Source organism: Paenibacillus sp. YAF4_2, assembly GCF_052113225.1.
Taxonomy (GTDB): domain Bacteria; phylum Bacillota; class Bacilli; order Paenibacillales; family Paenibacillaceae; genus Pristimantibacillus.
This window is the reverse complement of sequence record NZ_JBFRCT010000010.1, coordinates 251,543-274,803: the sequence shown is the minus strand read 5'-3', so window position 1 is coordinate 274,803 and position 23,261 is coordinate 251,543. Positions and strand designations below refer to the sequence as shown.

The 23,261-nt window shown below is 47.9% G+C and carries 22 protein-coding genes and 1 pseudogene; 5 read left to right on the top strand and 18 right to left on the bottom strand.

Annotation, left to right across the window (positions count from 1 at the left end; translation table 11 throughout):
- Positions 1–106: 106 nt before the first annotated feature.
- From AB4Y93_RS23035 to AB4Y93_RS22995, 9 genes are all read right to left on the bottom strand, one after another.
- Entirely contained in the window at positions 107–1,972 is a 1,866-nt protein-coding gene (locus AB4Y93_RS23035) for an LTA synthase family protein (RefSeq protein WP_441895436.1), read from the bottom strand.
- A 51-nt stretch (positions 1,973–2,023) separates the two neighbouring features.
- Entirely contained in the window at positions 2,024–2,641 is a 618-nt protein-coding gene (locus tag AB4Y93_RS23030) for a TetR/AcrR family transcriptional regulator (protein WP_441895434.1), read from the bottom strand.
- 193 nt (positions 2,642–2,834) lie between these two features.
- Positions 2,835–3,575 carry a hypothetical protein gene (locus AB4Y93_RS23025; RefSeq protein ID WP_441895432.1) on the bottom strand — a complete coding sequence of 247 codons (741 nt, stop codon included), beginning with the start codon at positions 3,573–3,575 and terminating at the stop codon, positions 2,835–2,837.
- A gap of 18 nt (positions 3,576–3,593) precedes the next feature.
- Positions 3,594–4,265, bottom strand: coding sequence for a polymer-forming cytoskeletal protein (locus AB4Y93_RS23020; RefSeq protein ID WP_441895430.1), 672 nt, complete (start codon positions 4,263–4,265; stop codon positions 3,594–3,596).
- A gap of 18 nt (positions 4,266–4,283) precedes the next feature.
- A complete protein-coding gene (locus AB4Y93_RS23015) occupies positions 4,284–4,913 on the bottom strand; it encodes a YhbD family protein (RefSeq protein ID WP_441895513.1) in 630 nt (209 codons plus the stop codon).
- Positions 4,914–5,023: 110 nt separating this feature from the next.
- Positions 5,024–6,121 carry a glucuronyl esterase domain-containing protein gene (locus AB4Y93_RS23010; RefSeq protein WP_441895428.1) on the bottom strand — a complete coding sequence of 366 codons (1,098 nt, stop codon included), beginning with the start codon at positions 6,119–6,121 and terminating at the stop codon, positions 5,024–5,026.
- 162 nt (positions 6,122–6,283) lie between these two features.
- Positions 6,284–7,519: an MFS transporter gene (locus AB4Y93_RS23005; RefSeq protein ID WP_441895426.1), complete on the bottom strand. Its 1,236-nt coding sequence runs from the start codon at positions 7,517–7,519 to the stop codon at positions 6,284–6,286.
- A 2-nt stretch (positions 7,520–7,521) separates the two neighbouring features.
- Positions 7,522–7,953, bottom strand: a complete 432-nt coding sequence (locus AB4Y93_RS23000) for a MerR family transcriptional regulator (protein ID WP_441895424.1) — start codon at positions 7,951–7,953, stop codon at positions 7,522–7,524.
- 189 nt (positions 7,954–8,142) lie between these two features.
- Positions 8,143–9,111 (bottom strand): quinone oxidoreductase family protein, encoded by a 969-nt coding sequence (locus AB4Y93_RS22995; protein ID WP_441895512.1) that lies wholly within the window; start codon positions 9,109–9,111, stop codon positions 8,143–8,145.
- Positions 9,112–9,298: 187 nt separating this feature from the next.
- Between AB4Y93_RS22995 and AB4Y93_RS22990 the strand changes: the two genes are divergently transcribed.
- The gene (locus tag AB4Y93_RS22990; RefSeq protein ID WP_441895422.1) at positions 9,299–10,132 is read left to right on the top strand and encodes a pentapeptide repeat-containing protein; all 834 of its coding nucleotides are present in this window, start codon (positions 9,299–9,301) and stop codon (positions 10,130–10,132) included.
- 105 nt (positions 10,133–10,237) lie between these two features.
- Here AB4Y93_RS22990 and AB4Y93_RS22985 read toward each other — a convergent pair whose 3' ends face one another.
- The 4 genes from AB4Y93_RS22985 to AB4Y93_RS22970 all read right to left on the bottom strand — a co-directional run bounded on the left by AB4Y93_RS22985 (position 10,238) and on the right by AB4Y93_RS22970 (position 14,351).
- Positions 10,238–11,095 carry a M15 family metallopeptidase gene (locus AB4Y93_RS22985; protein WP_441895420.1) on the bottom strand — a complete coding sequence of 286 codons (858 nt, stop codon included), beginning with the start codon at positions 11,093–11,095 and terminating at the stop codon, positions 10,238–10,240.
- An 83-nt stretch (positions 11,096–11,178) separates the two neighbouring features.
- A complete protein-coding gene (locus AB4Y93_RS22980; RefSeq protein WP_441895418.1) occupies positions 11,179–12,276 on the bottom strand; it encodes an ATP-binding protein in 1,098 nt (365 codons plus the stop codon).
- Positions 12,260–12,964: a response regulator transcription factor gene (locus tag AB4Y93_RS22975; RefSeq protein ID WP_441895511.1), complete on the bottom strand. Its 705-nt coding sequence runs from the start codon at positions 12,962–12,964 to the stop codon at positions 12,260–12,262. The genes AB4Y93_RS22980 and AB4Y93_RS22975 overlap by 17 nt, the downstream gene beginning before the upstream one ends.
- A gap of 214 nt (positions 12,965–13,178) precedes the next feature.
- A complete protein-coding gene (locus tag AB4Y93_RS22970; RefSeq protein WP_441895416.1) occupies positions 13,179–14,351 on the bottom strand; it encodes a YhgE/Pip domain-containing protein in 1,173 nt (390 codons plus the stop codon).
- 179 nt (positions 14,352–14,530) lie between these two features.
- Here AB4Y93_RS22970 and AB4Y93_RS22965 point away from each other — a divergent pair, with 179 nt between their 5' ends.
- A complete protein-coding gene (locus tag AB4Y93_RS22965) occupies positions 14,531–15,148 on the top strand; it encodes a TetR/AcrR family transcriptional regulator (RefSeq protein ID WP_441895414.1) in 618 nt (205 codons plus the stop codon).
- Positions 15,149–15,186: 38 nt separating this feature from the next.
- Here the strand turns inward: AB4Y93_RS22965 and AB4Y93_RS22960 are convergent, their stop codons facing one another.
- Both AB4Y93_RS22960 and AB4Y93_RS22955 read right to left on the bottom strand, forming a co-directional pair.
- Positions 15,187–16,104, bottom strand: a complete 918-nt coding sequence (locus AB4Y93_RS22960) for an aminoglycoside phosphotransferase family protein (protein ID WP_441895412.1) — start codon at positions 16,102–16,104, stop codon at positions 15,187–15,189.
- Entirely contained in the window at positions 16,097–16,693 is a 597-nt protein-coding gene (locus AB4Y93_RS22955) for a hypothetical protein (protein ID WP_441895410.1), read from the bottom strand. The genes AB4Y93_RS22960 and AB4Y93_RS22955 overlap by 8 nt, the downstream gene beginning before the upstream one ends.
- A gap of 166 nt (positions 16,694–16,859) precedes the next feature.
- On the opposite strand from AB4Y93_RS22955, the gene AB4Y93_RS22950 reads away from it, so the two are divergent.
- On the top strand, positions 16,860–17,924 hold the full coding sequence (locus tag AB4Y93_RS22950; RefSeq protein ID WP_441895408.1) for an LLM class flavin-dependent oxidoreductase: 1,065 nt from the start codon (positions 16,860–16,862) through the stop codon (positions 17,922–17,924).
- 49 nt (positions 17,925–17,973) lie between these two features.
- On the opposite strand, the gene AB4Y93_RS22945 is transcribed toward AB4Y93_RS22950, so the two are convergent.
- On the bottom strand, positions 17,974–18,768 hold the full coding sequence (locus AB4Y93_RS22945; protein ID WP_441895406.1) for a phosphotransferase family protein: 795 nt from the start codon (positions 18,766–18,768) through the stop codon (positions 17,974–17,976).
- Between the two features lie 11 nt (positions 18,769–18,779).
- Positions 18,780–19,238: pseudogene (locus AB4Y93_RS22940) on the bottom strand (sterol desaturase family protein); the annotation flags it as partial.
- A gap of 172 nt (positions 19,239–19,410) precedes the next feature.
- Here AB4Y93_RS22940 and AB4Y93_RS22935 point away from each other — a divergent pair.
- Positions 19,411–20,616 carry an MFS transporter gene (locus AB4Y93_RS22935; protein ID WP_441895404.1) on the top strand — a complete coding sequence of 402 codons (1,206 nt, stop codon included), beginning with the start codon at positions 19,411–19,413 and terminating at the stop codon, positions 20,614–20,616.
- 100 nt (positions 20,617–20,716) lie between these two features.
- Positions 20,717–21,082, top strand: a complete 366-nt coding sequence (locus AB4Y93_RS22930; RefSeq protein ID WP_441895402.1) for a FlxA-like family protein — start codon at positions 20,717–20,719, stop codon at positions 21,080–21,082.
- Positions 21,083–21,123: 41 nt separating this feature from the next.
- Here the strand turns inward: AB4Y93_RS22930 and AB4Y93_RS22925 are convergent, their stop codons facing one another.
- A complete protein-coding gene (locus tag AB4Y93_RS22925; protein WP_441895400.1) occupies positions 21,124–23,112 on the bottom strand; it encodes an ATP-binding protein in 1,989 nt (662 codons plus the stop codon).
- Between the last annotated feature and the right edge of the window lie 149 nt (positions 23,113–23,261).

Sequence of the window (23,261 nt, the reverse complement as noted above, 5' to 3'; positions counted from 1 at the left end):
GGGTGTAATCCTGCACAGTCGCATTTTAATTTGTTCAAAAAAAGGGCTATCCCATTGTCATCTATGATGACTTTGAGATAGCCCTTTGAATTATGGCTTAAGCTTATTATTTAAGAGGAAGCTGCGATACATAGCTGTCGGATAGATGCAACAGTTCTAGCGCTCTGTTGTACTCATCCTCAGTCACGCCGCCTTCTGTCGTCTCTGTACCATCAGCTACTTTATGGTTTGTTCCGTCTTCGTAGCTGATACCCGGAATATACAGGTTCTTTTCATCGATTACCGATCCGCTTGGCAGGAAGTGACGCATAGGAATCAGCTCCGAGCTTTGGTTCAGAAGGTCTTCGCCAAAGTGAATTTGATTAGCCAGCGATGCGCCCACCAGATTCGCAACTGTAGGCAGGATATCCACTTGACCGCCAACTTGATCTACTACGGATGGTTGAGTTACACCTGGAACGTGCATAATAAGCGGGATGTTGAACATTTCGGTATGACCATAATCTGTTCCAAGCATTTCTTTCATCAAAGCTTTCTCGTCATCATCAAGCGAGTACAGCGGCAGACCTTGATGATCACCGTACATGAGGACGATACTGTCATCCCACAGACCGCTCGATTTCAGACCGTCGATGAATTGACCAAGTGCATAGTCCGCATAATTTTGTGCTTTAATATAGCGTGTGACAAGGCTGTCGTCCTTGAATTCCTTCGGCAGCTCAATCCGGTATTTCGAAGTCGGAATATTGTATGGATGATGCGCACTCATTGAGATGACTTGCGCGTAGAACGGCTTATCGGCCTGATCCATCTTCACAAGCTCAGGAATTGTCTTCGAGTACAGCACTTCATCTGATGCGCCAAAGGCAATATGATCGTCATCGCCATAGAACGCTTGATCATAGAATTTATCCCAGCCGATTGCAGAATAGAGCTCTCTTCGGTTCCAGAAATCAACGGCATTTGTGTGGAATGTAGCTGTTGCATAGCCGTTCTCTTTCATCAGCTTCGGCAAGCTAGGCAATGCTTTATCAACGTTAACGTCAGTTGCCGCTTTATGCTTCGGTACGTACAACGACGTATTTACGACATACTCAGCGTCAGAAGTTGTACCTTGACCAACCATGGTATAGAAGTTTTTGTAATGAGTAGTTTCTTGAACCAGCTTATTCATGTTTGGTGTAATTTCTACACCGCCAATTTTCAGACCAATCAGGAAGTCCTGGTACGATTCCATTTGAAGAATAATAACGTTTTTGCCTTTACCTGCACCAAAGTATTTCGGTGCTGTTGGCTCAGTGATACCTTTAAGCTCATTGATTCTCGCCTGTGTAATTTGACCCATTGGCGTAATTGGTTCACTTTCCAGCATTTTATCAATGATATTGTACACTTCGTAATCGAGAAGACCCATTTCTTCAGCTTGCTTATTCTCGTTCATACTTGCACGGTTAGGCCAAACGTTAACAAGACAAACAACAATGGATAATGCGAATACGGCCATCCAAACTTTGCTGCGCACCGGACGAAGATCAGCCGATAGGCGGGCTCTCTTGAATTTCGGCAGAATTAAAACCGCCGCAATGACGATAATATCAAGGAAGATCAGCAAATAATAAGGATCCATCAGCGAGTAGGTGCTTTCCCCTACCTCCGCCATTTTATTAGCTTGGCTAAGAGCATCGGTATTAACAATAATGCCGTAATATTTATAATACATCAGAATCGCGAAGTATAAGGCCGTGAATAGCAGGTTGACTATCATGTAATAAAGCATCTTGCGTTTACCTGCAAAAAATTCGATCAGACAGAATACAGCAATAAAGAATGGAACCTCCGTCAGAATCGTAAGCCACGAGAAGCCATTATCAAACACAACATTACGGGCTACTATACTTTTAATAAGCAAAATAAGAAGGAAGTAGTAGAAACGTCTATTTAAGAATCTAGTTATTAGAGACACCCTTGTCATCACCTTTCATTTCAAATCGCGAAAAATAATCCTCAGCTGTCTATGTGTGGCTTAAGGATTTTTCCATAGATCTATTGTAAAATCCACATTCTCTTCCATGTATTTATAAACATCCGGTTCGTTAAGAAGCTGAATGCCAACCGATTTGCTCATAATCGCATGTAGGCTTGTAGACAAGAATTGTCTCGACGCTATCCGGAAATCAAGATCACGAATCTCGCCTCTCTCATGCCGGTCTTTCAGAAACTCTTCAAAGATGGCGCTCTGCTCACGGAGCAGCGTCGTCAATTGCTCAGCTTCTTCAAAGCCAAGCAAATCATTCTCACGGAACAAAATCCGTGTCAAATCCATATCCGCCGTAAATAACTCGTATATCCGGCGCTTGATCGTCATCATCGCGTCTTTTAGATCCAGATCCTCGATGACGCGGTTTATCTGCTGTATTTCTTTTCTACGGTGCTCGAAGCTTTCACGTAGCAACACCGACATGATTTCGCGCTTTCCGTCCGGAAAATAATGATAAAGGATACCGTCGCCCATCCCGATCTTCCTCGTGATTTCTCGTACTGGGGTGCCATGGTATCCTTTTTCTGCAAACAATGATTTTGCAGCTTCTAGTATTTTCTCACGCGTTTCGGCCGCTTGCTCTTTTCGGATGTTGCGAGACATCGTCGCCACCTCCTTAAAAGAATTGTTGTTGCTTAAAGCATACGCTTCGCAACAATTCTTACTTCGTAAGCATCAAATTGTTCGGCGACAATTCTTACTTCGTAACATAAGTTTCACTGAACGATCGCACAGCGAAATTTTAGCGCAAGGCCAATGCGATGTCAATCGATCTGCCAAAACATCACAAAATCGCCTAAACTTTTCGTTTATCTTTTACGACGGCGTCTTTTTTTTGTTCGAAATGTTCCTTGTATTCGACAAATCCAATCTCGCAGCCAGGTCCGATCACAACTTTGTTCCCTCTTACTATATCAGCAATTGTGTTTTCCAAATAGATATGATCTCCTTCCAAAACTGACACTGTAAGCCTTGCGCTGGAAGAAGGTTTGAAGATTAAACTGAGCGGATGCATTAAGCTCGCTTTCCGAATGGTAATCTGTCCACCGCCAATCTCATGTGCTTTGCAATCGCGGTACAGTTTAATATCCAGCTTTCCGGCATTCAGCAAGCCTCCGATTTCGAAGATCCCCCGTGCCGTGAACGATTCCGCCTCGCAATCTCCAGCCGTATGAAGCATTCCTCTTAAATTGATCTTCTCACTATACACGTCGTGCTTCGACTCAATCGTGCCAGATATATTCAGCTCCTTAAGCTGTGTTATCCCGCCGACTGCAACGGTACCTGATGTCTTGAGTATACCGCCTTTCAATCCGCCCTTGATGTCACATGTTCCTACAATACTTACCTGATCTGCAGCGGATAACGCACCGTTAATCTCCATCGTCCCCATACACTTCAACTTCTTGCAGTCTGTATCGCCCTCGATCGTACCTTCTCCAACAATCTTGATATTGTTATATATACCGCCCATGACGCTTGAGCTGCCGGTAATCGTTAGATTTCTTCTTGTCTTTTCACTTATAAGCTGGTTCATACAATCGCCTCCATCCTTTTAGACCTGAACATGTTTGATGATTTTGGAGCTGCTGTGCACATCAAGACTTTGCTTGTATTCCACATTACCAATCGTGCAGCCCGGACCAATCCTAACTTCCCCGCCGCGCACCATGTCAGCTGTTGTATTTTCAAGGTAGATTTGGTCGCCTTCAATAACCCCTGCATTCAGTTTGTTGCTGAATGGGCCCAGGGTGGATTGCAGCCACTTACCGAAGCCCTTACTAGACTGCTCACGGATATGAATATCTTCGCCGCCAATCTCCTCAATTCGGCTTGCGCCCTGCAAACTCAGTTTAATCTGCCCTGCGTTAAGCATCTCAATTTGCATCCGTCCATTGGCTTCAAAGGTTTCTGACTCACAGTTGCCTTTCACGGTTACCATGCCATTCATCCGGATATGCTCACTGATCATGTGGCCTTCTACCTTCAATTTGCCCTCAAGGTTAAACGTATTGGCGTGCAGACTGCCATGTATCGTAACGATTCCATTAATCACAGCTTTCATGGTTTTCAAGCTGCCTTGTAGATCGCCTGTGCCATCCACTTGAAACTCCGTACAGTTGACATCTCCTTCGATTTTGCCCATTCCTTCGATCTTTGCGAGATGAACATCACCGCCATTTGACTTGCCGATTCCTGTAATGATCAGCTTCCGATTATTTTCCATCAGATTTCCACACCTCCGTTATATCGCCATTAACTTCAATTTTAATTGCTCGATGAGCCCCGGCACATCCACTCGGAGGATGATCTTTACTCCGCTTTCGAAATGAATTTCTCCGCCGGCTGGGACAAGTAAGAATACCGAGACACCCATCTTCCGAAGCAGAATCAGATCACACTGCTGTTCCTTGAACTTCTTATAGTGCTCGAGGAAGGTCGGGATTAACGTCTTACCCTCCTCGAGGCTGATCTCACCCGTCTGCAGACAGTAATCAAGTACGTAGACACATAATGTCTGCTCGAACGTGTACAGCTCCGATTGTCCGATATAGACTTCAGCTGTTTTCGCTGCATTTGTTGAAACAATGTTTCGTTCTATTAATTGCTTCATTGGGATGGAAATCGCCTTTGATGCTGGTGAGAACATATCTGCAAGCTCATCTAAGGAAAGATCATCCTTCATATGAACAATTTTATCGATTCTGTCTAATATTTTTTGCTTTGGAAAAAATGTTTCTTGTCCAGTGAACGCTGACTTGCGGATAAACCACTCCTCAGGCAGCAGGTTTTTACGCTTCCACCGGTAAAGCTGCCCATAAGAAATGCCAGTAAGCTCCAGCAATTCCTTCTTGGATATCAATTCTTCTTCCATCATAACGCCTCCCTTCCGTTTAATATAACATAACATTGTTACGTTGTTAAGTTCAAAAAGAAGCCGTTCACAGAATTAATCTTCTGAAACGGCTTCTTTTTCAAATCGAATTAACCCTGCCAGGGCTCGTACAAGCTGGACTTGAAGTCACAGCTAACCGGCTGAATCCCTCTTAAGCGCCATTCACAAAACTCGAGCAGATGGTCAATATCCTCCTGCGTTCGGTTATGTCCGCCAGCTCGGTACGCGATACCAATCTGCTCGGCTGCACCAAGGAAATTAAATACCCGCTCCGCCTCGGCGTAGGAGACGTACATCCCTTCGGGGTTTACCCAATCATCCTCGTAACCGCCTGTTAAGAGCAGGGCTCTTGGTGCTATAAGTGCAGCCAGCTGATGCTGATCGTAAGGCAGCTCCGCTGGGTCCTTGAACTGAAGGAAGGTTGAGTTGAACCAGTGTGCTTCTCCTTCACTATGCAGCGCCTCAAGCGGCTCGCTTTTGCCGGCAGTCCCCCAGAGGTAGTTCTTCCCTTCGAATGAGTGCCGGAAGGAGGCCATTCCTCCTGCCCCCGACGCATGAGGATTCACAAGCGCGAATCGCTTGTCCATCATCCCAATAACAAGGCTGGCCTTGCCCCATCTGGAGAAGCCGGTAATAATGGTTCGTTCCGTGTCGAGGTCAGGATAAAGCTGCTGCTCAAGCGCATCCATAACTTTTCCCGCCGCCCAGCCTAAAGCAACAAAAATACCTGGATCGGCCATCTCCGCTGAGTATGGATACAGAGTGAAGAAAGCCCCTGTTCTTGCCGAATTGTCAGAAGCGATCTCCGCTGGCAGCAATGTAACTACTGCATAACCACGTTTGTTGGCCTGCTCGATGTGATTCGTCACAGTCGTACCTTCCGGGTGCCAGCCCTCTAATGAGCCAATCGTGAAGATGACTGGATAGGGTCCTTCCAGCGCACAATCTTCAGGCGGTAAACTGAACCTTGCGGTAAAGACAGCATTCGCCTCTCCCCGCGTAACATGAACCTGTAATCCCTGCTCTGTTTTGACATAAGATACCTGTTCTCCTGATGTTTCCGGCATAACACCATACATATAATAATGAAACAGCTCTTGCAGTTCCTTCGAGCGTTCTTCCCAGTCGGCTCTCGTTAGGACACGACGGCCATCCTGGAATGTAAACGAATCAGGCAATTTTCGCATGTTGCTGCACATCCTCCCATGAACATAGGTAAGTCGTGATTATACAGATACATCTATTTGCCGCGAACAATGTAAATCCCTTCCTTCCATGAATAAAGAGCTATTTCAAGCTGGCCCAATGGGACCAGAAGAAATAGCTCTCGTTTATTTTAGAGAGGGATATTAATGGCCGCCTGCCTGATCGACATGCTTCACATGCTTATGATTCATCAGGATGAACAGTACAGATAAGATAACAAAGCCTGCACCCACATAGAAAGGAATATGAGGGTTATACCATTCTGCCAGCTTGCCGGCGAAATAAGGCGCGATCGCCCCGCCAATAAAGCGCAGGAAGCTGTATGCCGCAGAAGCGGTGGAACGTTCAATCGGAGCGGCATTCATAACACCAGTCGTAATTAACGTATTGTTGTTCCCAAGCAAGGCACCTGCAAAAATAACACTTGCGATAATAACCCATTGCGTATCGGTCCAGATCGCCATCGCGAGCAAAGTAAGGCCAAACAGCGTCAGCATAACCGCCATCGATCTTACGGTGCCGAATTTCCGCTGCAGCCAAGGTGCCATAAATACGGAAGTAACAGCGAGCAGAATCCCCCAGCCGAGGAACACATAGCCGAGCCCATGAATACCTAAGCCCATTACAAACGGAGCATAAGCCATCAGCGTAAAGAAGCCGAAGTTGTAGAAGCAAGCCGTCAGACCAAAGACAACTAATGGACGATGTCTTAATGCCCGGAACGGATCGAGCAGAGAGGTTTTTCTAGAATTCGTAGCAGCTGCTCTTGGCGCGTGTGCTGCTTTGGGCATCATAAAGGTAATCGCAAGGAACGCGATAACCATTAGTCCAGCAACCCCCAGAAAAGGGCCTCTCCATGAGATCGAACCAAGCTCACCGCCAAGCAGAGGACCTACCGAAATACCAATACCAATAGCGGCTTCATAAAGGATAATTGCTTTTGTCACGCCGCTTTTGGACAAGGATACGATAGCAGTCAAAGCCGTTGCAACAAAGAAAGCATTACCGAGACCCCAGCCGGCACGGTAGCCAACAAGTGCCCATATGTTATTCGACAACCCGCCTAGCAGCGAGAAAATCGCAATAATGACGACACCAAGCAGGAGCGTCCATTTGATGCCAATGCGTGAGGTCACAACACCAGTAATCAACATGGCTACCGCCATAACCGCATTGTAGCTGGTGAACAATAGGCTTACTTCACTAGCTGATGCATGCATCTCTTCCGCGATAGCTTTCAAGATCGGGTCAACAAGGCCAATCCCCATGAATGCGATGATACCTGCGAAAAAAACTGCCCATACCGCACGGGGCTGGCTGAAAAACCCGCTTTTCTCTTCTGTTAACGAATCTGATTGAGATGAATTTGCCACGCTCATCATCACTCCTGTTTATATTTTGATTTGGCTTCGGTAATTCTATCCTTCAAGAGATGGATTTCCGATCGCATATTTTTCATTTTCTCAAGCTTCAGATCAATCAGCTCCAGCTGTTTATTAACTGTCTGCTCAAGCTCATTGATTTTCTGCAGCCGCAACTCCCGGTCTTCCGTTTGTTTGAACTCATCACGCTGATTAATGAACTCCTCGCTCATCGAAACGTACTGCTGCAGCTCCTGCAGCGAGAAACCAAGCACGTCCCGTGCATTAATTAGCTTCTTAAGCCGCTCTACGTGAGCATCGGTATATAGACGAAATCCGCCTTCACTTCTCTCCGGAGGAGTAAGCAGCCCAATCTCTTCATAATAACGTAGCGTTCGCTTCGTTAAGCCAACCATCCTCGCTACGTCCTCGATTTTGTAAAAGATGTTCATCGCCTCTTTCCTTTCTTTCTGTCCTTTTACGATACCACTAGATTAATGTTAACGTCAACGTTAACTTTAGCAAATTGACATTAACTCCTTCATTTTCCTCTATCGATAAGATGTCCTACTTACAGCAACTCCATTCGATAAAAAAGCCAGGATCACTCCCACACTGAGAATGTCCCGGCTTAGCCAATATTATGGAATAAGAATAATTTTACCGGTGCTTTGCCGGCTCTCCAGCAGACGGTGTGCTTCCGCGCCATCCTGAAGGGAGAACGCTCTATGCGTTTCCAGCCTCAGACTCCCGTCAAGCAGCCAGTCAAACAAATCCGATGCGCGCCGTATACGGTCCTCCCGTGTTGTTACATGATTCCACAGATCGCCGCCGGTTAATGTTTTCGACGTATCCATCAACATCCGCGGATCTACGAAAGCCGGATCTCCTCCCGCCATCCCGTAGAAGACGACCGTCCCCTTGGTCCGCACAGCAGCAAAGCTGTCCATCAAGGTTGAACCAACTGAATCATATGCAGCTGTTACTCCTTCTCCGCTGGAAGACCAGCTCTTGGCCGTCTCCACCCAGCTGCTGCTATAAAGCAGCACTTCGTCGGCTCCAGCTGCTAACGCCGCTTCCTGCTTTACCTCTGAAGAGACAAGCCCAAGCACGCGAGCTCCTTGCCGCTTCGCGAGCTGCAGCAGCAGCTGCCCAACGCCACCGGCTGCAGCATGGATGAGTACCTCGTCATCCGCATGCACCTTGTAGCTGTCATGCGTCAAATAATGCGCCGTCATTCCCTGAAGCAATACTGCCGCTGCTGTCTCAAAGCTAATATCTTCAGGAAGCGGAATGGCCTTCGCGAGCGGGACTTGCACCAGCTCTGCATTCGCAAATGGCACATCGCAGAAGGCGATGCGGTCCCCCGGCTTCAGCCCTTCAACCTCTGGGCTAACCTCTTCAATAACGCCAGCACCTTCGTAGCCCAATAGATAAGGCGGTTCACCCGCCAAATGATAGTTACCACGCCTGCGATAAATATCCGCATAGTTCAGCCCAATCGCCTTCATCCTTACCAATACCGTTCCCGGCTCAAGCAATGGTGCTGCAATCTCCTTATAGACCAATACCTCTGGCCCGCCAAACTGTTCAAATACTAATGCCTTCATCATGCTGTTCATCTTGCTGCTCCTTATATATCCTCAGAATTATTCTACTAAATATGCTTCGTAAGAGCTTTATTCATTCGTCACAACCATAACTTCCACTTAAAGGAGTATAATTGTTTTTTCCCTATATTCCCCTCCCAGCTTCTTATAAAATAGTGATTATAAAAGAGTAAAAGGAGGGAGTCCAATGCTCCTTGACCGTAAGGATTTAAAAGGGGATTGTGAGCGCTGCTTTGGCTTATGCTGCGTCGCACTTCCTTTTGCCGCTTCCGGGGATTTTGCGATCGATAAACACAGCGGGCAGCCATGCCGAAATCTGCAGGAGGATTTCCGATGCGGTATTCACAATAAGCTGCGGCAGCAGGGCTTTCGCGGTTGCACTGTATATGACTGTTTTGGTGCCGGGCAAAAGATTTCACAGATTACTTTCGGCGGGCGCGACTGGCGGCATAATCCACAAACCGCGAAGCAGATGTTTGGCGTTTTCCCTGCCCTATGGCATCTTCACGAGCTGCTCTGGTATTTGACCGATGCACTTGAGAAGCAAGCGGCCGAGTCCATTCATACAGAGCTTCGAGTGGCAATCGAGGATACGGAGCAGCTAACCCGCTTAAGCGTTGAATCATTGCTGGAGCTGGATGTCGCCGCCCACCGCGCCAAGGTGAATACGTTGCTGCTGCAGGCAAGCGAGCTTGTTCGGGCGCAAGCGCCTAAGAACAAGACGAACATTCGGCACAAAAAAACGATCGGACGTGGCGCAGATCTGATCGGTGCCAAGCTTCAAGGTGCGGACCTCCGAGGGGCTTATTTACGGGGGGCTTATCTCATCGCCGCCGATCTACGGAATGCTGACCTCCGCCACGCGGATCTCATCGGAGCCGATATGCGCGATACCGATCTAAGTGGAGCGGACTTACGCGACACTTTATTCCTTACTCAGGTTCAGCTTCAGTCTGCTAAAGGTAATTCCAGTACCAAGCTGCCTTCATCCTTCGTCCACCCCGCTCATTGGGACAAATAAAGCCGGTCACGTCTAAGACGATAGCCGGCTTACTTCGTTTATTGATACATGGCTTCGTTCTGGTGCAGCAACAAAAAAAGCGCACCCGCTGTGCGCTTTTCCCACTTATTCATATACCGTCACAATAACACCGTCATAATTGTTGCCGGAAATATCATACCGCTTGCCTTGCGGCACATTGACTGTCGCACTGTCTCCCACGATCGGATAATAAGTGACCGTATATTTTTGCCCGTCGACGGTGATGGATATCGCCTTGGTCTGTTTAAGCTTGTCCAAATATTGCTCCAGTGTAAGCTCCTGCTCCTGCATAATCGAGCTATGCGCTATACCAACATAACGGAAATGCCACGGCTCGTACTGGATACCCGTTATCTCTTCTTTCCCTTTCGGATAGCGCAAAATGAACCCATATTCGGCCGAATGCTTCTTCAGCCATTTGCCTTCTTCCGCTTCGTCCATCTTTGCTTCCGTTGAGCCAATATCAAGCGACACCCCAAGATTGTGCTCGCTGTGATAAGCTGGCAAGGCATAGTCATGGCCCATATCGCGATACAGCTGTTCCTGCTTATCGGCATCCCGATAGCCGCTGCTGATCAGAAAATGCTCAACGCCATCCTCTTTTGCCCCTTCAACCATCTTGCTAAACGACTTAACTACCGATTCCGACAGCTGAATGGAAGGATCCAGCAAGCCATAGCCCTTCACCAGATCTTGACGGTTCGAGAGCGAGACAATATCTGAGCGGATCCCTTCGGGATGCAGGGCATAGTCGGTATTGACGAGCAGCAGATCACCCTGATAGACCTGCTCTTTGCTGACGGTAATCATTTGGCCATCCTGCGGTGGCTCTGACGCATCATTTATTTCAACCTTGCTGTCATCGGCATCTTTTGTAATATAGTGTGAGACGCCATAGCTGAGCAGGATAACAAGTAAAAACGCTAATACCCACTTCCTCATGTTCCATTCCCCTTTGCTTGTTCATGCAACTAAGAATAGCGTTCACTTTTTAAGAAGAAGTGGGGAAAAAGTTAAAGTTTTTCTTAAATTGGTAATCGAACCGTAAATATGGTACGAATGGCGCTGCTCTCTACGGTGATCCTGCCTTGATGCTGCTCGACGATATTTTTAACAATAAATAAGCCAAGTCCCGTGCTTCCTTCCGGAGATCTGGCGCGATCACCGGTGTAGAACATATCGAACAAATGCGGAAGATCCTCCGGCTTAATCAACTCGCCGTAATTGATCACTTCCACAACAGCCTCGCCGTTCTCGATCCGCCCTTTCACATCGACATATTGGCCATCCTGGCCGTAACGGGCGGCGTTTGTCAGCAAATTCTCGAAAACCCGCGCGATTAGCTCGCCATCTGCTTCCATCATCAGTTGAGGAGGGAGCTCCAGCCTCGCCGTTAATCGGTTCTTGTTGAACAATGGGTAGAGCTCTTCATTTAACTGCAACAACAGCCCGGATAAGTCAATCGCCTGCTTGTCCAGCGTCAGCTTGCCATAATTCATTCGGGTCACTTCGAATAACTCATCAATGAGCCGTTCAAGACGCTGCGACTTATTAAACGCAATAGTGGCAAAATGCTTCATCTGCTCGGGGGTCAGCTGCTCATCACGGAGGATAAAGTCTAGGTAGCCCAGTACCGACGTAAGTGGTGTGCGAAGATCATGCGCTAAATTCAAGACGAGCTGATGCTTACTGTTTTCCGCAAAATCTCCCCGCTCAACGGCCTTCTGAAGCATCTCTCCCGCCGTATTCAAGTCATTGGCAATGATGCCAAACTCATCGTTCGAGGAGATCGATACTCCTCCCTTGAAATCGCCGTTTGCCAACCGATGAATGCCGCTCGATATTTCTTGAAAGTAGGCCACGTAAGGCTTGGTGAATAAATAGAAGAGCAAGAACGATAACGGCAGAAAGACGATAAGGAAAAAATTCAAATCGCCTATGTCGTAAATCCAGCCACGAGCTTGAGCGATTGGATCATCCGCATAGCGGACTCTCGAGTTATAGTACGACTGCAATAGCCTATATAACAGAAAAGTTATTGCACCGGAGATAAGCAGACTCATGACGAACAGCTCAATCATCCGGGTCCGGAAGCTACGCGTCTTATTAGCCTTGGAAGGCATAGCCGACCCCCCATACGGTTTTAATCCACTGCTTCTGCTTGTCGTCTTCGCCAAGTTTTTTGCGCAGCGTCCGAATATGTACCATCACCGTGTTGCCACCGCTCTCATAATAAGCCTCGCCCCATACCTGTTGAAAAATATGCTCCGCACTGAATACCTTTTTGGCATGGCTAGCCAGCAGGTACAGGATATCAAACTCCTTTGGCGTGAGCTCAATACGGTCATTGTACAAAGTAACGGTGCGCTGCTCGAGATCGATGGTCAGCCCTCCTGCGACAATCGTCGCTTGATTGGTGGGTGAAGCCGGCTGATTAAGCTGCTTGAACCGCCGCAGCTGGGCATTCACTCTCGCCAGCAGCTCCATCGGATTAAACGGCTTGGTCATATAGTCGTCGGCTCCCATAACGAGGCCTGTTATTTTATCGAAGTCGGATGTCTTGGCACTTAGGAAAATAATCGGCATCCGGTACTGCTGCTCCCGAATGACACGAATGACTTCGTAGCCGTCCATATGCGGCATCATAATGTCGAGAATAACCAGATCAATGCTGTTCCCTTGAACGAGACGAACCGCTTCCCTGCCATCGGCAGCCTTCAGAAGCTGATACCCCTCTTTGCCCAAATGGAGTGCGATCAGTTCTGCAATATCCGGGTCATCCTCCGCGATTAATATCGTTGTTCGCTGCATCCCCATATACTCAGTCCTTCTCATTTCTTATTTATTCCAAGTTTTATTGTAACCTCTAAGCCCCGCCATTACACGAAAAAATGAATTAGCCCGGTGCGCGTGCACCACAAGATACCATGCCCGCACTCTGTAGTACGGTTTTTCCGTCTTATTTGGTCTGGCGCCAGTAGGCAAAGAAAAAAGGCTGTCCCACTGGGACAGCCTAATCTTTGACTTACACTGCAGCAGATTGTTCCGCAGCGGCTTTGCCTTTCTTCACACCTGCGGCTAAGAGCAGCGCCAAGCAGCCGCTTGCAATGCTCCAAAGCACTGCAGCATTCGTGCTAACGGCCTTCAAGCCGCCGAAGTACATAATTTCACGCAGTCCACCAGCGACGAAGCGAAGTGGTGTCCACGAATACAGTAGGTTTTGCGTAGTATCCGACAGGAATTCTTGCGGCATGTTCAGGATCGGCATCGAGAAGAACATGAGCAGCACGAGAATCGCCATGGCCGGGAAACCAATCCAGTTGAGCAGCATGGACTGCATCAAGTAGAACGCCGAGCCGCCAAGCCATAAGAACAACCATGTATCTACAGCAGACGTCAGCTCCATGCCGTACCATCCGCTTGCCATCCAAACAAGGAAGCCAGATGCTGCGCCGACCAATACGATACCGATAATAGGCTGCAGCAGATGCGCCGACCACTTACGGCCAGAAGCCTTCTTAGCGCTGCCGCTTGCGAGGAACAGGATCATGGCGCTAACTAAGCTGCCCATCCACATGATTTGCGTCAGCAAGCCCGGCGCATTCCCGCTCGCATTGTTCGTGCCGATGGGATGGACTGTTTCTTCCGTCACCTGGATCGGAGTGAGCAGTGCTGTTGCTGCATCTACTGATATTTGATCCGTACGCTGGGACATCTGTTCCAGTGCGGACTTCGACATTTCAAGAGAAACCATCTTCATCACTTGACCAAGGCCTTGCTTCACAACGGTTGCCGCCTGCGTATTCATCCCGTCATTGCTGATAATACTCACAGTAGCCGGTGTTGGGGACGGTCCCATCAGCGAAGCCACCCCAGCACTCAAATCTGCGGGAAGCACCAGCGCCCCATAATAGTCACGGGAGTCGAGCCCTTTGCGAGCTTCTTCCTCGGAACCAACGATCTTCCAGCTGATCGGCAGCTGTTTATTTGACGTTAGCTGCTCCTTCAGCATTTCGCCAACAGCCAATTTATCGCCAGTTGACAGATCGACCGGCTGGTCAAGTACGACCAGTGCAACGGGTACATGTTGAGGTTTTGTGCCAAGCACAGAACCCATCATCGCCAGTCCAAACACCGCAAGTACAACGATAACGATCAGAATTCCGATCCATAACATTTTTTGTTTAAAGATTGCCATTTCATCCCCATCTCCCTATCTCTATAAATGAACATTGTGTTGATTAGTGATCACGCTGTTAATTATAATGAGAGACAGAGGAAATACACAATAATCATTACTCACCGTCATGTCCATTAATCATCACATAAGCAAGCAAGTGTTCATAAACGCAGCAAAATTGCAGAGGAGTCTAAGCCATGTCAGAGAAAATCGACAGGAGAAAAGCAAAGACGAAGCAGCAGATCTATGAATCGCTGATGGTTCTAATCAGGGAAAAAGGCATCGATCATGTTACCGTCACGGATATTACGAATCACGCGAATCTGAATCGAGGAACCTTTTACCTGCACTACCGGGATGTGCCCGACATGCTGCAGCAGCTGAAGGATCATGTGTTCAAAAGCGTCGAAAAGTATGTGATTAAGCTGAACTTTCGTGAAGCAATAGAATATGCCGACCGCAGGGAACCCTATCCACTAGGTATCCAAGTCTTTGAGGAATTTGCCAAGCACGCGGACTTCCTGAAGGTGATGTTTGGTCCAAACGGCGACCTTTCATATGCGATCCAATTCCGTAAGCTCATGGCTAATCATATTTATGAGAAGGTCAGCATTCCTGATGCTACTAACCTGAACGTACGACGAGATTATGTTGTCGCGTATATGACCTCGGCACATTTCGGTATGCTTATGCATTGGATTGAATCTGATCTTGACCAGACGCCCGCCCAAATGGCTTCTATTATGATGAATGTTGCCAATTATGGACCGTTCGCAACATTCGGGCTGAAGGAGATGCCTCCGGTCAAGCCATAAACAAAGAGCCCTCACTCGTGTGAAGGCTCTTCTTTTTATTATTGATAGGTGGTGTACCACTTTGGCACAAGAAGATCAAAGCCGTTATGGTCATCCCACACCTTATTCGTTCTGCTTAGCATATCGTCCAGCTCCTCCGGGCGAACACGGAGAATCCATACAATGGAGGACAGGATGGTCATCGCGGTATAAAGCGAATATAACGCCCAGAATGAATCATCAGGCTTTCCATTCTTATAATAGCCATCGATTTGACCCACCGCAAATGGAACACTAACCTCCACGCTGAAAAAGCCTGCTTTCAAAAATTCATGTATGGGATCTCCCCAGTCAAACCGGTTCACATCAATAACGCCGGAAAGCCTTCCATCCTTCACAATCAGGTTACCCACGTGGAAATCATCATGCTGCAGGATATTCGGGCGATTCTTCATAAGCAGCAGATTAGCTTCTATATAAGAGAACAGCTTGTCTTCAAAAGCCAGCTTAACTCCAATTTGTTCATAACTCTCCCGATATCGCTTATATTTCGCAACCGTACGGTCATACCATGGCTTGATGTCATCCGGTGCATGAATCTGATGGATTTTCCGAAGCTCCGCTCCCGCTTGCAGACCTATCTCATACTGGTGGCTTTCACTTAAGAGCGGCAGCTCGTCAGTCGCCTCACCGCCATCTATATAGGATAGCAGCATATATCCCCGTGCATGCTCCTGCAGCACCCCAATTGCGATCGGCCTTGAGCAAAGCACATCCTGATCCCGCATCTGCTCCAGCACATGGTATTCCTGTTGCTTACGCGCTTCATCTTCAAACGTATAAGTCCGGAGAAGGTACAGCGGCTGATCATTACGATTATAAGCGATATATTTATTATCGCTGGAATACCCTTTTTGAATCAGCTCCAGCCGTATACAATCTTGAAGCTCAGGTACAATCGCAAGCAAATCAATCATCCCTGTTCTCTGCCTCCGGTAAAAAGGTTATAAAATCTTCCGCATGAGCACGGATATATTGAGCCAGCCGGTGCATACTGCATGGCACCTCCGCTTGGAAACTTCTGTAGCATTCCTGAACCTGTTCTTTCAGATCTTCTTGCTGCTCCAAATCCTTGAACGTCACTTCACTTAAGTCACGGCCTTTCTGCAGGACATGAACGTCGAGCAGCACACGGATCTCTTCCAGAATACCTGACATCGCCTCATTCTCAAAGTACCTGAGCGCTTTCGTAATGCCCTCCCAATAACCAGGCTGGCTGAGCATTTGAGCGGTCCAGCAGTACAGCTCCATCGGTGATTGCTTGGCATGATCAAACCAGACGCCATACATGAACAAGGCCTGCTGCGATTGATTCAGCCCAGCAAGTGCCTGCGACTTTACAGCAAGGCTCTTCCCGCGGATCTGCTCCACGATTGGTCCCATACATGCCTGCCTTAATTCATCATCACCAAGCACCTCGAATAACTTCCTGCTTATTGTCACGAACAAAGTAACACCCCGTTTCATACAAAAGATACGCAAAATAACCGAATTTGTTGCACACATATATCCAATTCCCCATGGCTAAAGTTCGAATTTCATATCTCTACCCTGATTCGATCATCCTAAGACAACTGTCTTTTCCCGCCCTACTCCCGATAATCTTGCTAACTATAATTGAGAAACTTCAAAAAAATTAGTACACTAGAAGAAATGAAGGAGGCGGACTTATATGACCGAATCAGCAGTTAATTTTGAACTTGGCATTAGTACTTTTCTAGAAGCAAAACCTTATCCGGGTATGGGCGGGGCTTACAGCCATGCCGAGCGAATCCGCAACAGTGTCGAAGAAATGATCCTGGCCGACCAAGTTGGCCTTGATGTATATGGAATCGGGGAGCATCACCGGGCAGATTATGCAGCGAGTGCACCTCATGTTATTTTGGCGGCGGCAGCCTCACAGACCAAGCATATCCGCCTGTCCAGCGCGGTTACCGTATTATCCTCAGATGATCCGGTCCGCGTCTACCAAGGCTTCTCTACGGTAGATGCCATTTCGAATGGACGAGCTGAAATTATGGCAGGAAGAGGATCGTTTATCGAATCCTTCCCGCTGTTTGGCTACAGCTTAGAGGACTATGATGAGCTGTTTGATGAAAAGCTGGAGCTGCTGCTTCAAATTACGAAAGAGGAAAAAGTCACGTGGCAAGGTAATCACCGCGCTGCAATAAACAACTTGTCCGTCTATCCGCGTGCGGTGCAGGACCCGCTTCCGGTCTGGATTGCAACGGGCGGCAACCCGCAGTCGGCGATTCGTGCAGGCGCACTTGGCCTGCCAGTATGCTTCGCTATTATAGGCGGCATGCCAGAACGATTTGCTCCACTCGTTGAACTGTACAAGGAAGCTTACATCCGTGCAGGCCATGATCCGAAAAAGATGCAGATCGGCACGCATTCGCATGGCTTTATCAGCGATACAGAAGCTAGAGCAGCCGAGCTCTTCTACCCTGCTCAGCAGGCGATGATGAATGTGATTGGCCGTGAACGCGGATGGCCTCCATACACGTTTGAAGCTTTCGATGCGGCGCGCAGCCTGCGTGGTGCACTCTATGTCGGAGAAGCCGAATATGTAGCGGAGAAAATTATTTTGCTGCACAAAAACCTTGGCCTCACCCGCTTCTTCCTGCATGTCGACACCAGCTCGATTCCGCATAAAGATATGCTTCGTGCGATTGAACTGCTTGGCACCAAAGTGGCGCCTATTGTCCGTAAGGAAATTGCCGCGGCTTCGAAATAAAGATTAAAAAAAGTGCGGGCCGACAGACGGCTCGCACTTTTTTATTGGATTAATAGCTGAGATTTAGCTGCTCATCAATATACGCGAGCAGCCACTCTTGCTCGTATGGCACCCGCTCACGAAGTCTTGCGGCGGCGACTGGCAGCCGCCAGCGGTCGATATCTGTCAGGCTCGCTCCTGTGATCCTGCAATATTCGGTCAAGTAAGCATTGTTCAGTTGATGACTAAACGCTGGACTAATAGAAATCGGCGGCATCGCAAGGAATGGCGACAAGAAGATCATTGATGTTCTGGCGACATCACATAGCGGATCTCCCCTATTGGCATCCATCCAATCAATGGCCGTCAGTTGGCCATCTGCTTGCAGAACGTTATCTGGATGCAAATCACCATGACAGATGTATTCTCCATCCGGCAAACCTTCTAACACCGTTAGCAACAGATGAACTCTTTCCCCCAAGAAGGGAGCAGACTGCTCAATAAACTGCGCCAGCCGATCCTTTTGCCGAGGCAGCTTATCCGTCTTGCTGCGATGGATGTTTGCATGCAGCCTCGCAAATACTTCTCCGTTATGCATCACCCGTTCAGGATCACTTAGCATACTTCCGGACAGGGATTGGCCGGAGATTCTCTCATACAGCAGCCCCTTTCGCCCATCGACCTCCAGCTGCTCATAAACAGCCGGTGCAGGTACGCCCGCTTGATGTACAACCTGCCCAATCTCCGCCTCGTATGTAATCCAATCCTTCGGAATACCCTCATAATAGAGCTTCAGTGCTTGCCGATTGCCCCATTCATATACTTCAGCGGTCATGCCTTTACCGATTAAAGTCCCTTTGTCCATGCTTTCCCCTTTCAAGACGTCAGCGTCTGCCCGCGCTTCTCCAAATTTTTCACCGTATCACTCGTTGGCACATCCTTCTCATCCTTGAGCGTTCCGAAGAGCGCATCCACTAGCGGCGTAGATACGCCATACCAGTAATTCTCGTTCTTAAAATGATGCAGCAGATGCATCCGCTTATTCCATTTCCAGACCTTTGACGTCGGCTGGATGGGCCGATGCGCCACATAATGCTTCCACTCATACACAAGCAGCATCGCAACAAGACCTGCAGCGAAGGCAAAGGTCATATCAATCATCCCCGTAACCAGATAGAACAACAGCGCAAACGCGCAAAGGTTCGGCAGGCTGTACCAGACCGGCAGGAATAGAAGCTTCAAATCATGTGGATCCGTGTGATGATCATAATGCAGCCGCTTCAGAAATTTGAGGAACAAAGGATTCTTGGGGGCTTTCAGATGGAAGAAGAAACGCACCTTTAACCCCGTCTCCTTTGTTTGGATGATGTAAGCCCTTTCTTGTTATCATACCAGCAATTCCTATCCTTCAGCACAAAAAATGTTCTTGCTTATATGCCTTTGAAGCGAAATAATAGGGGTTATTATTCAGCACGGTGCTCGCGCAATAGAAAGGTTGTCTTTACAAATGGAAGTCTCACAACAATTGACCAGTAATAAAGGATCGCAAGGGCAAGCCTCCAAAGAGCGCTTCCCTATATCTGTCCTGTCCCTTACCGTTGGCGCATTCGCCATTGGAATGACGGAATTCGTCATTATGGGCATTCTCCCGAATGTGGCGAATGACCTGAATGTCAGCATCTCCTCTGCAGGACAGCTGATTACAATGTATGCCCTTGGCGTGGCGGTTGGCGCTCCAATCATGACCATCCTGACCAGCCGCATCCCTCAGAAAAACCTGCTTTGCATCCTCATGCTTCTCTTCATCCTTGGCAATGGGTTAGCCGTCGTAGCGCCAAACTACGCGGTGCTTATGGTCGCCCGGATGATTACAGCCTTAACCCATGGCACCTTCTTTGGCGTTGGTGCTGTCATTGCCTCTAATCTCGTAAGAGCGGATAAGCAGGCCGGAGCTGTGTCCATCATGATGGCAGGCCTCACGATCGCCAATATTATCGGTGTTCCGATCGGCACCTATATCGGACAGAACTGGGGCTGGCGGGCTTCTTTTGGCTCAATTGCGGTCATGGGTGTTCTTGCGCTCATTGGCATTATGATCTTTATTCCAAAATTACGGCTGAGTAAGCAGGTCAGCCTGATCCAGCAGCTCTCCGCCATAATCAGACCCAAGCTGCTCGTGTACCTGCTTATTACAGCACTCGGCAACGCCGGACTATTCGCCGTATTTACGTACATTACGCCTATGCTGACCGATATTACAGGCTTTGCTGAGCATAGCGTTACTTGGATTCTTATTCTGTTTGGCATCGGCGTAACCGTCGGCAACATTGTGGGCGGCAAGCTGGCGGATTGGAAACTGATGCCTTCCATCCTTGGTCTTTATCTAGCGATTGCTGTTATTCTGACAATCTTCACCTTTACCGTCCATAATGAAATAACGGCGGTCATTACCATCTTCCTATGGGGAGTAGCATCCTTTGCGGTATTCCCGGGACTTCAAGTACGCATTATGAGTCTAGCGCAGGCAGCACCTGCCCTCGCCTCCACGTCCAGCCATTCGGCCGGCAACCTTGGCAATGCAGCCGGTGCTTTCATTGGCGGCTGGGTCATTACTCATATTGCGCTTGGTGCGCTTCCATGGATCGGTGCGATTCTGGCTGGCTCCGCCCTGATCCTTGGTTTACTCAGCTATCGTACGGATCTTAAGAAATAAAAAGACATTCAGCTAACTTTCAGACTGTGTTCATGCTCCGTTCATCTTCCAAACCGATAAACCATGTGAACGTAGATCGCACATGGAAGAGGTGAACACATTGAATATTTCATCCGTATCGCAAAGCTCATCCTCTTACACTTCAAGCAGCGCTTCAGATACGACTTCCCTGGAGAAACAACTCGAGAGTCTGGAGAAACAGCTCAAGGAAGTCGCTCAAAGTAAAGATGATGCTAAGACGAAGGAAACAAAGACGCAGCAGCTTCAACAGCAAATTCAACAAATTCAGCTGCAAATTGCGCAAAAACAATCAAAGGCAGCCGATCAAACGGCTAATCAACAAAGCTCGAATCAACAAAACATGAATCAACAAAGTGCAGCAAGCAGCCAGCTTGGCGTCAACATGAGCCGGAACAACCAAGCTCTTAACGGCATGACCGGCAATACGATCGATATCCGTATTTAACAAACAAGAATCCCCTGGAGCAGCTCCAGGGGATTTGTTGTTTATACCGGTAATCGGATCGTGGCCGTCGTTCCCACGTTTGGTTCACTGCTGATTGTTAGGGTGCCGCCATGGGATTGAATAATCTTGAAGCATACGGTAAGTCCTAAGCCTGTTCCCGTCTCTTTGGTCGTATAGAACGGTTCACCAAGCCGGTCGATGACATGCTGCGGTATTCCAATTCCTTGATCGATAATATCAATGACAATATACCCCGTATGATCCCTCTTCAGATGAACATATAACGTACCGCCGTTTGGCATAGCTTCAAGCGAGTTCTTCATCAAATTGACGAGAACCTGCTTGATCTGATTGGCATCACATAACACGATTAGCAAATCCGGGCTTTTTTCAGCCGAAATGATCACATTCGTAATAATCGCCTGAGACTGCATAATCGGAATGATATCATCCAATAGCGACCCCATATCACAGTGAGTCATCTGCTGCCATTGGTTAGGCTTCGAAAGCAGCATAAACTCGCCAACAATATAATTAATCCGTTCCAGCTCCGTCAGCATCATGTCAAAGTAATGGCGGTTATGAACGGCCGAACGGTGCAGCAGTTGAGTGAAGCCTTTTAGCGCAGTCAGCGGATTGCGAATTTCATGGGCAACCCCCGCGGCTAATTGACCGATGACAGACAACTTCTCAGACCGAATCAAATGCTGCTCAGACAGCTTGCTCTCCGTTACATCCAGCAGCAATCCCGATATTGCAGGCTGCCCTCGGAAGTAAGCCGGAGCTGCCTGCATCTCGAGGAAAAGATCCGTCTGGTTGGCTTTGCGTGCAGCGACAGCAATCCGGGAGGTTTGCTTGAGACGGCAGATCGCGCTGAATTCCTGCTTTAATCTGTCGCGGTCCTCTTCCAGCATATAGCTCGCCAGCGGCTGGCCCAGCATCTGCCCCTGCTTGCAGCCAAACATACTCTCTCCATGCTGGTTCATATAGACCAGTCTGCCATTTTGCTCAATAAAGACGCCAAATAATGAGCTTTCTACGAAATTGCCGTAATTAACGCGAGACTGCATTAAAGCTGCTCCTGCAGATTCCAATTCATAGATGCCGACCGATAATCGAATCCCAAGCAGGACAACCGTCACAATAGCTCCTACGCTAATAATCGAGAAATCGCCAAGTCTGCAGATGACCGCAATGAGCGCCGCACAGACAAAGATGATAAGCGCATAACGTTTCACAAAGGTTTGTCTCGCTTCATTCCCCGGCCTGAGTGATGCTGTCTCCGTGTTCTTGTCCGGCAATGCAGCGAAGCCTATAAGCAGGATACCGAGAAACCAGCAACAATCAGACACCCATTCCCATTGATAGCCAACGGTTGTGTAAGGCAGCAAATAGACAAATGCCATGTTGCCTAATAATTTAATGATAAAACCGGATAACAGCAAGAGCTGCGATCTTCCTGAAAGCACCTTCTTCCCATACCAGCTGAAAAACAGCAGAAGGAATACCATAACGGCGCTAATCGAAGAATTAAACATGGTGTAACCAATCGTATCTTGGCCTACATAATGATGAGGCAGAATCGGTTTCATTTGAAAGTTCCAATAGAGGGTGGAAGCAATCGTACCGTACAATAAAATATCAAGGATGAACCGCAGAGCAAGATGCGAGCGGCGCTGATGGTACTGCATATAGATCGCGATAAAATAAAACACATACTGAATCCGCCATAATACCTCTGGAATCCCCATATAATCAGGTTCATGATTCCACATGATGGTAACGATCGTCCAGATGAGCTGAGCAACGGCATATAACGAGAGTCCGAGGCCATAATAGAACCAGAACCTCGTCTCTTTATACGATGTCCGAAGCAGTAAGAAGGAGGCATAAAATGCAGACAACGTCTGAAGAATATTACTGACGACTACCCCGGTGAACGATTCATTCCGCAGCAATATTAGCCATCCTGCACATAACACTAGTAGAAGAATACCAAAGTGTAACGAAAAGCTTTTGCCGCGAAACAAGGATGCTCCTCCCCTCATCTTCAATCCGCTATTACACACGTTTTCCTTTATTTACTATAATTCCATCTAGGACTATAAATTCCTTCTTATCTCCTAAATCAGACATCACTCTTGGCATTTCGCTATCTTTCGATAGCCTAATATGACAA

What these genes read in the sequence shown, in the direction of transcription:
- AB4Y93_RS23000 (WP_441895424.1), bottom strand. Translation starts at nt 7,953, where the DNA reads ATGAACATCTTTTACAAAATCGAGGACGTAGCGAGGATGGTTGGCTTA.
- AB4Y93_RS23030 (WP_441895434.1), bottom strand. Translation starts at nt 2,641, where the DNA reads ATGTCTCGCAACATCCGAAAAGAGCAAGCGGCCGAAACGCGTGAGAAA.
- AB4Y93_RS23005 (WP_441895426.1), bottom strand. Translation starts at nt 7,519, where the DNA reads ATGAGCGTGGCAAATTCATCTCAATCAGATTCGTTAACAGAAGAGAAA.
- AB4Y93_RS22970 (WP_441895416.1), bottom strand. Translation starts at nt 14,351, where the DNA reads ATGGCAATCTTTAAACAAAAAATGTTATGGATCGGAATTCTGATCGTT.
- AB4Y93_RS23025 (WP_441895432.1), bottom strand. Translation starts at nt 3,575, where the DNA reads ATGAACCAGCTTATAAGTGAAAAGACAAGAAGAAATCTAACGATTACC.
- AB4Y93_RS23035 (WP_441895436.1), bottom strand. Translation starts at nt 1,972, where the DNA reads ATGACAAGGGTGTCTCTAATAACTAGATTCTTAAATAGACGTTTCTAC.
- AB4Y93_RS22995 (WP_441895512.1), bottom strand. Translation starts at nt 9,111, where the DNA reads ATGAAGGCATTAGTATTTGAACAGTTTGGCGGGCCAGAGGTATTGGTC.
- AB4Y93_RS22935 (WP_441895404.1), top strand. Translation starts at nt 19,411, where the DNA reads ATGGAAGTCTCACAACAATTGACCAGTAATAAAGGATCGCAAGGGCAA.
- AB4Y93_RS22990 (WP_441895422.1), top strand. Translation starts at nt 9,299, where the DNA reads ATGCTCCTTGACCGTAAGGATTTAAAAGGGGATTGTGAGCGCTGCTTT.
- AB4Y93_RS22960 (WP_441895412.1), bottom strand. Translation starts at nt 16,104, where the DNA reads ATGATTGATTTGCTTGCGATTGTACCTGAGCTTCAAGATTGTATACGG.
- AB4Y93_RS22980 (WP_441895418.1), bottom strand. Translation starts at nt 12,276, where the DNA reads ATGCCTTCCAAGGCTAATAAGACGCGTAGCTTCCGGACCCGGATGATT.
- AB4Y93_RS22985 (WP_441895420.1), bottom strand. Translation starts at nt 11,095, where the DNA reads ATGAGGAAGTGGGTATTAGCGTTTTTACTTGTTATCCTGCTCAGCTAT.
- AB4Y93_RS22975 (WP_441895511.1), bottom strand. Translation starts at nt 12,964, where the DNA reads ATGCAGCGAACAACGATATTAATCGCGGAGGATGACCCGGATATTGCA.
- AB4Y93_RS23015 (WP_441895513.1), bottom strand. Translation starts at nt 4,913, where the DNA reads ATGGAAGAAGAATTGATATCCAAGAAGGAATTGCTGGAGCTTACTGGC.
- AB4Y93_RS22950 (WP_441895408.1), top strand. Translation starts at nt 16,860, where the DNA reads ATGACCGAATCAGCAGTTAATTTTGAACTTGGCATTAGTACTTTTCTA.
- AB4Y93_RS22945 (WP_441895406.1), bottom strand. Translation starts at nt 18,768, where the DNA reads ATGGACAAAGGGACTTTAATCGGTAAAGGCATGACCGCTGAAGTATAT.
- AB4Y93_RS22965 (WP_441895414.1), top strand. Translation starts at nt 14,531, where the DNA reads ATGTCAGAGAAAATCGACAGGAGAAAAGCAAAGACGAAGCAGCAGATC.
- AB4Y93_RS22955 (WP_441895410.1), bottom strand. Translation starts at nt 16,693, where the DNA reads ATGTGTGCAACAAATTCGGTTATTTTGCGTATCTTTTGTATGAAACGG.
- AB4Y93_RS23010 (WP_441895428.1), bottom strand. Translation starts at nt 6,121, where the DNA reads ATGCGAAAATTGCCTGATTCGTTTACATTCCAGGATGGCCGTCGTGTC.
- AB4Y93_RS23020 (WP_441895430.1), bottom strand. Translation starts at nt 4,265, where the DNA reads ATGGAAAATAATCGGAAGCTGATCATTACAGGAATCGGCAAGTCAAAT.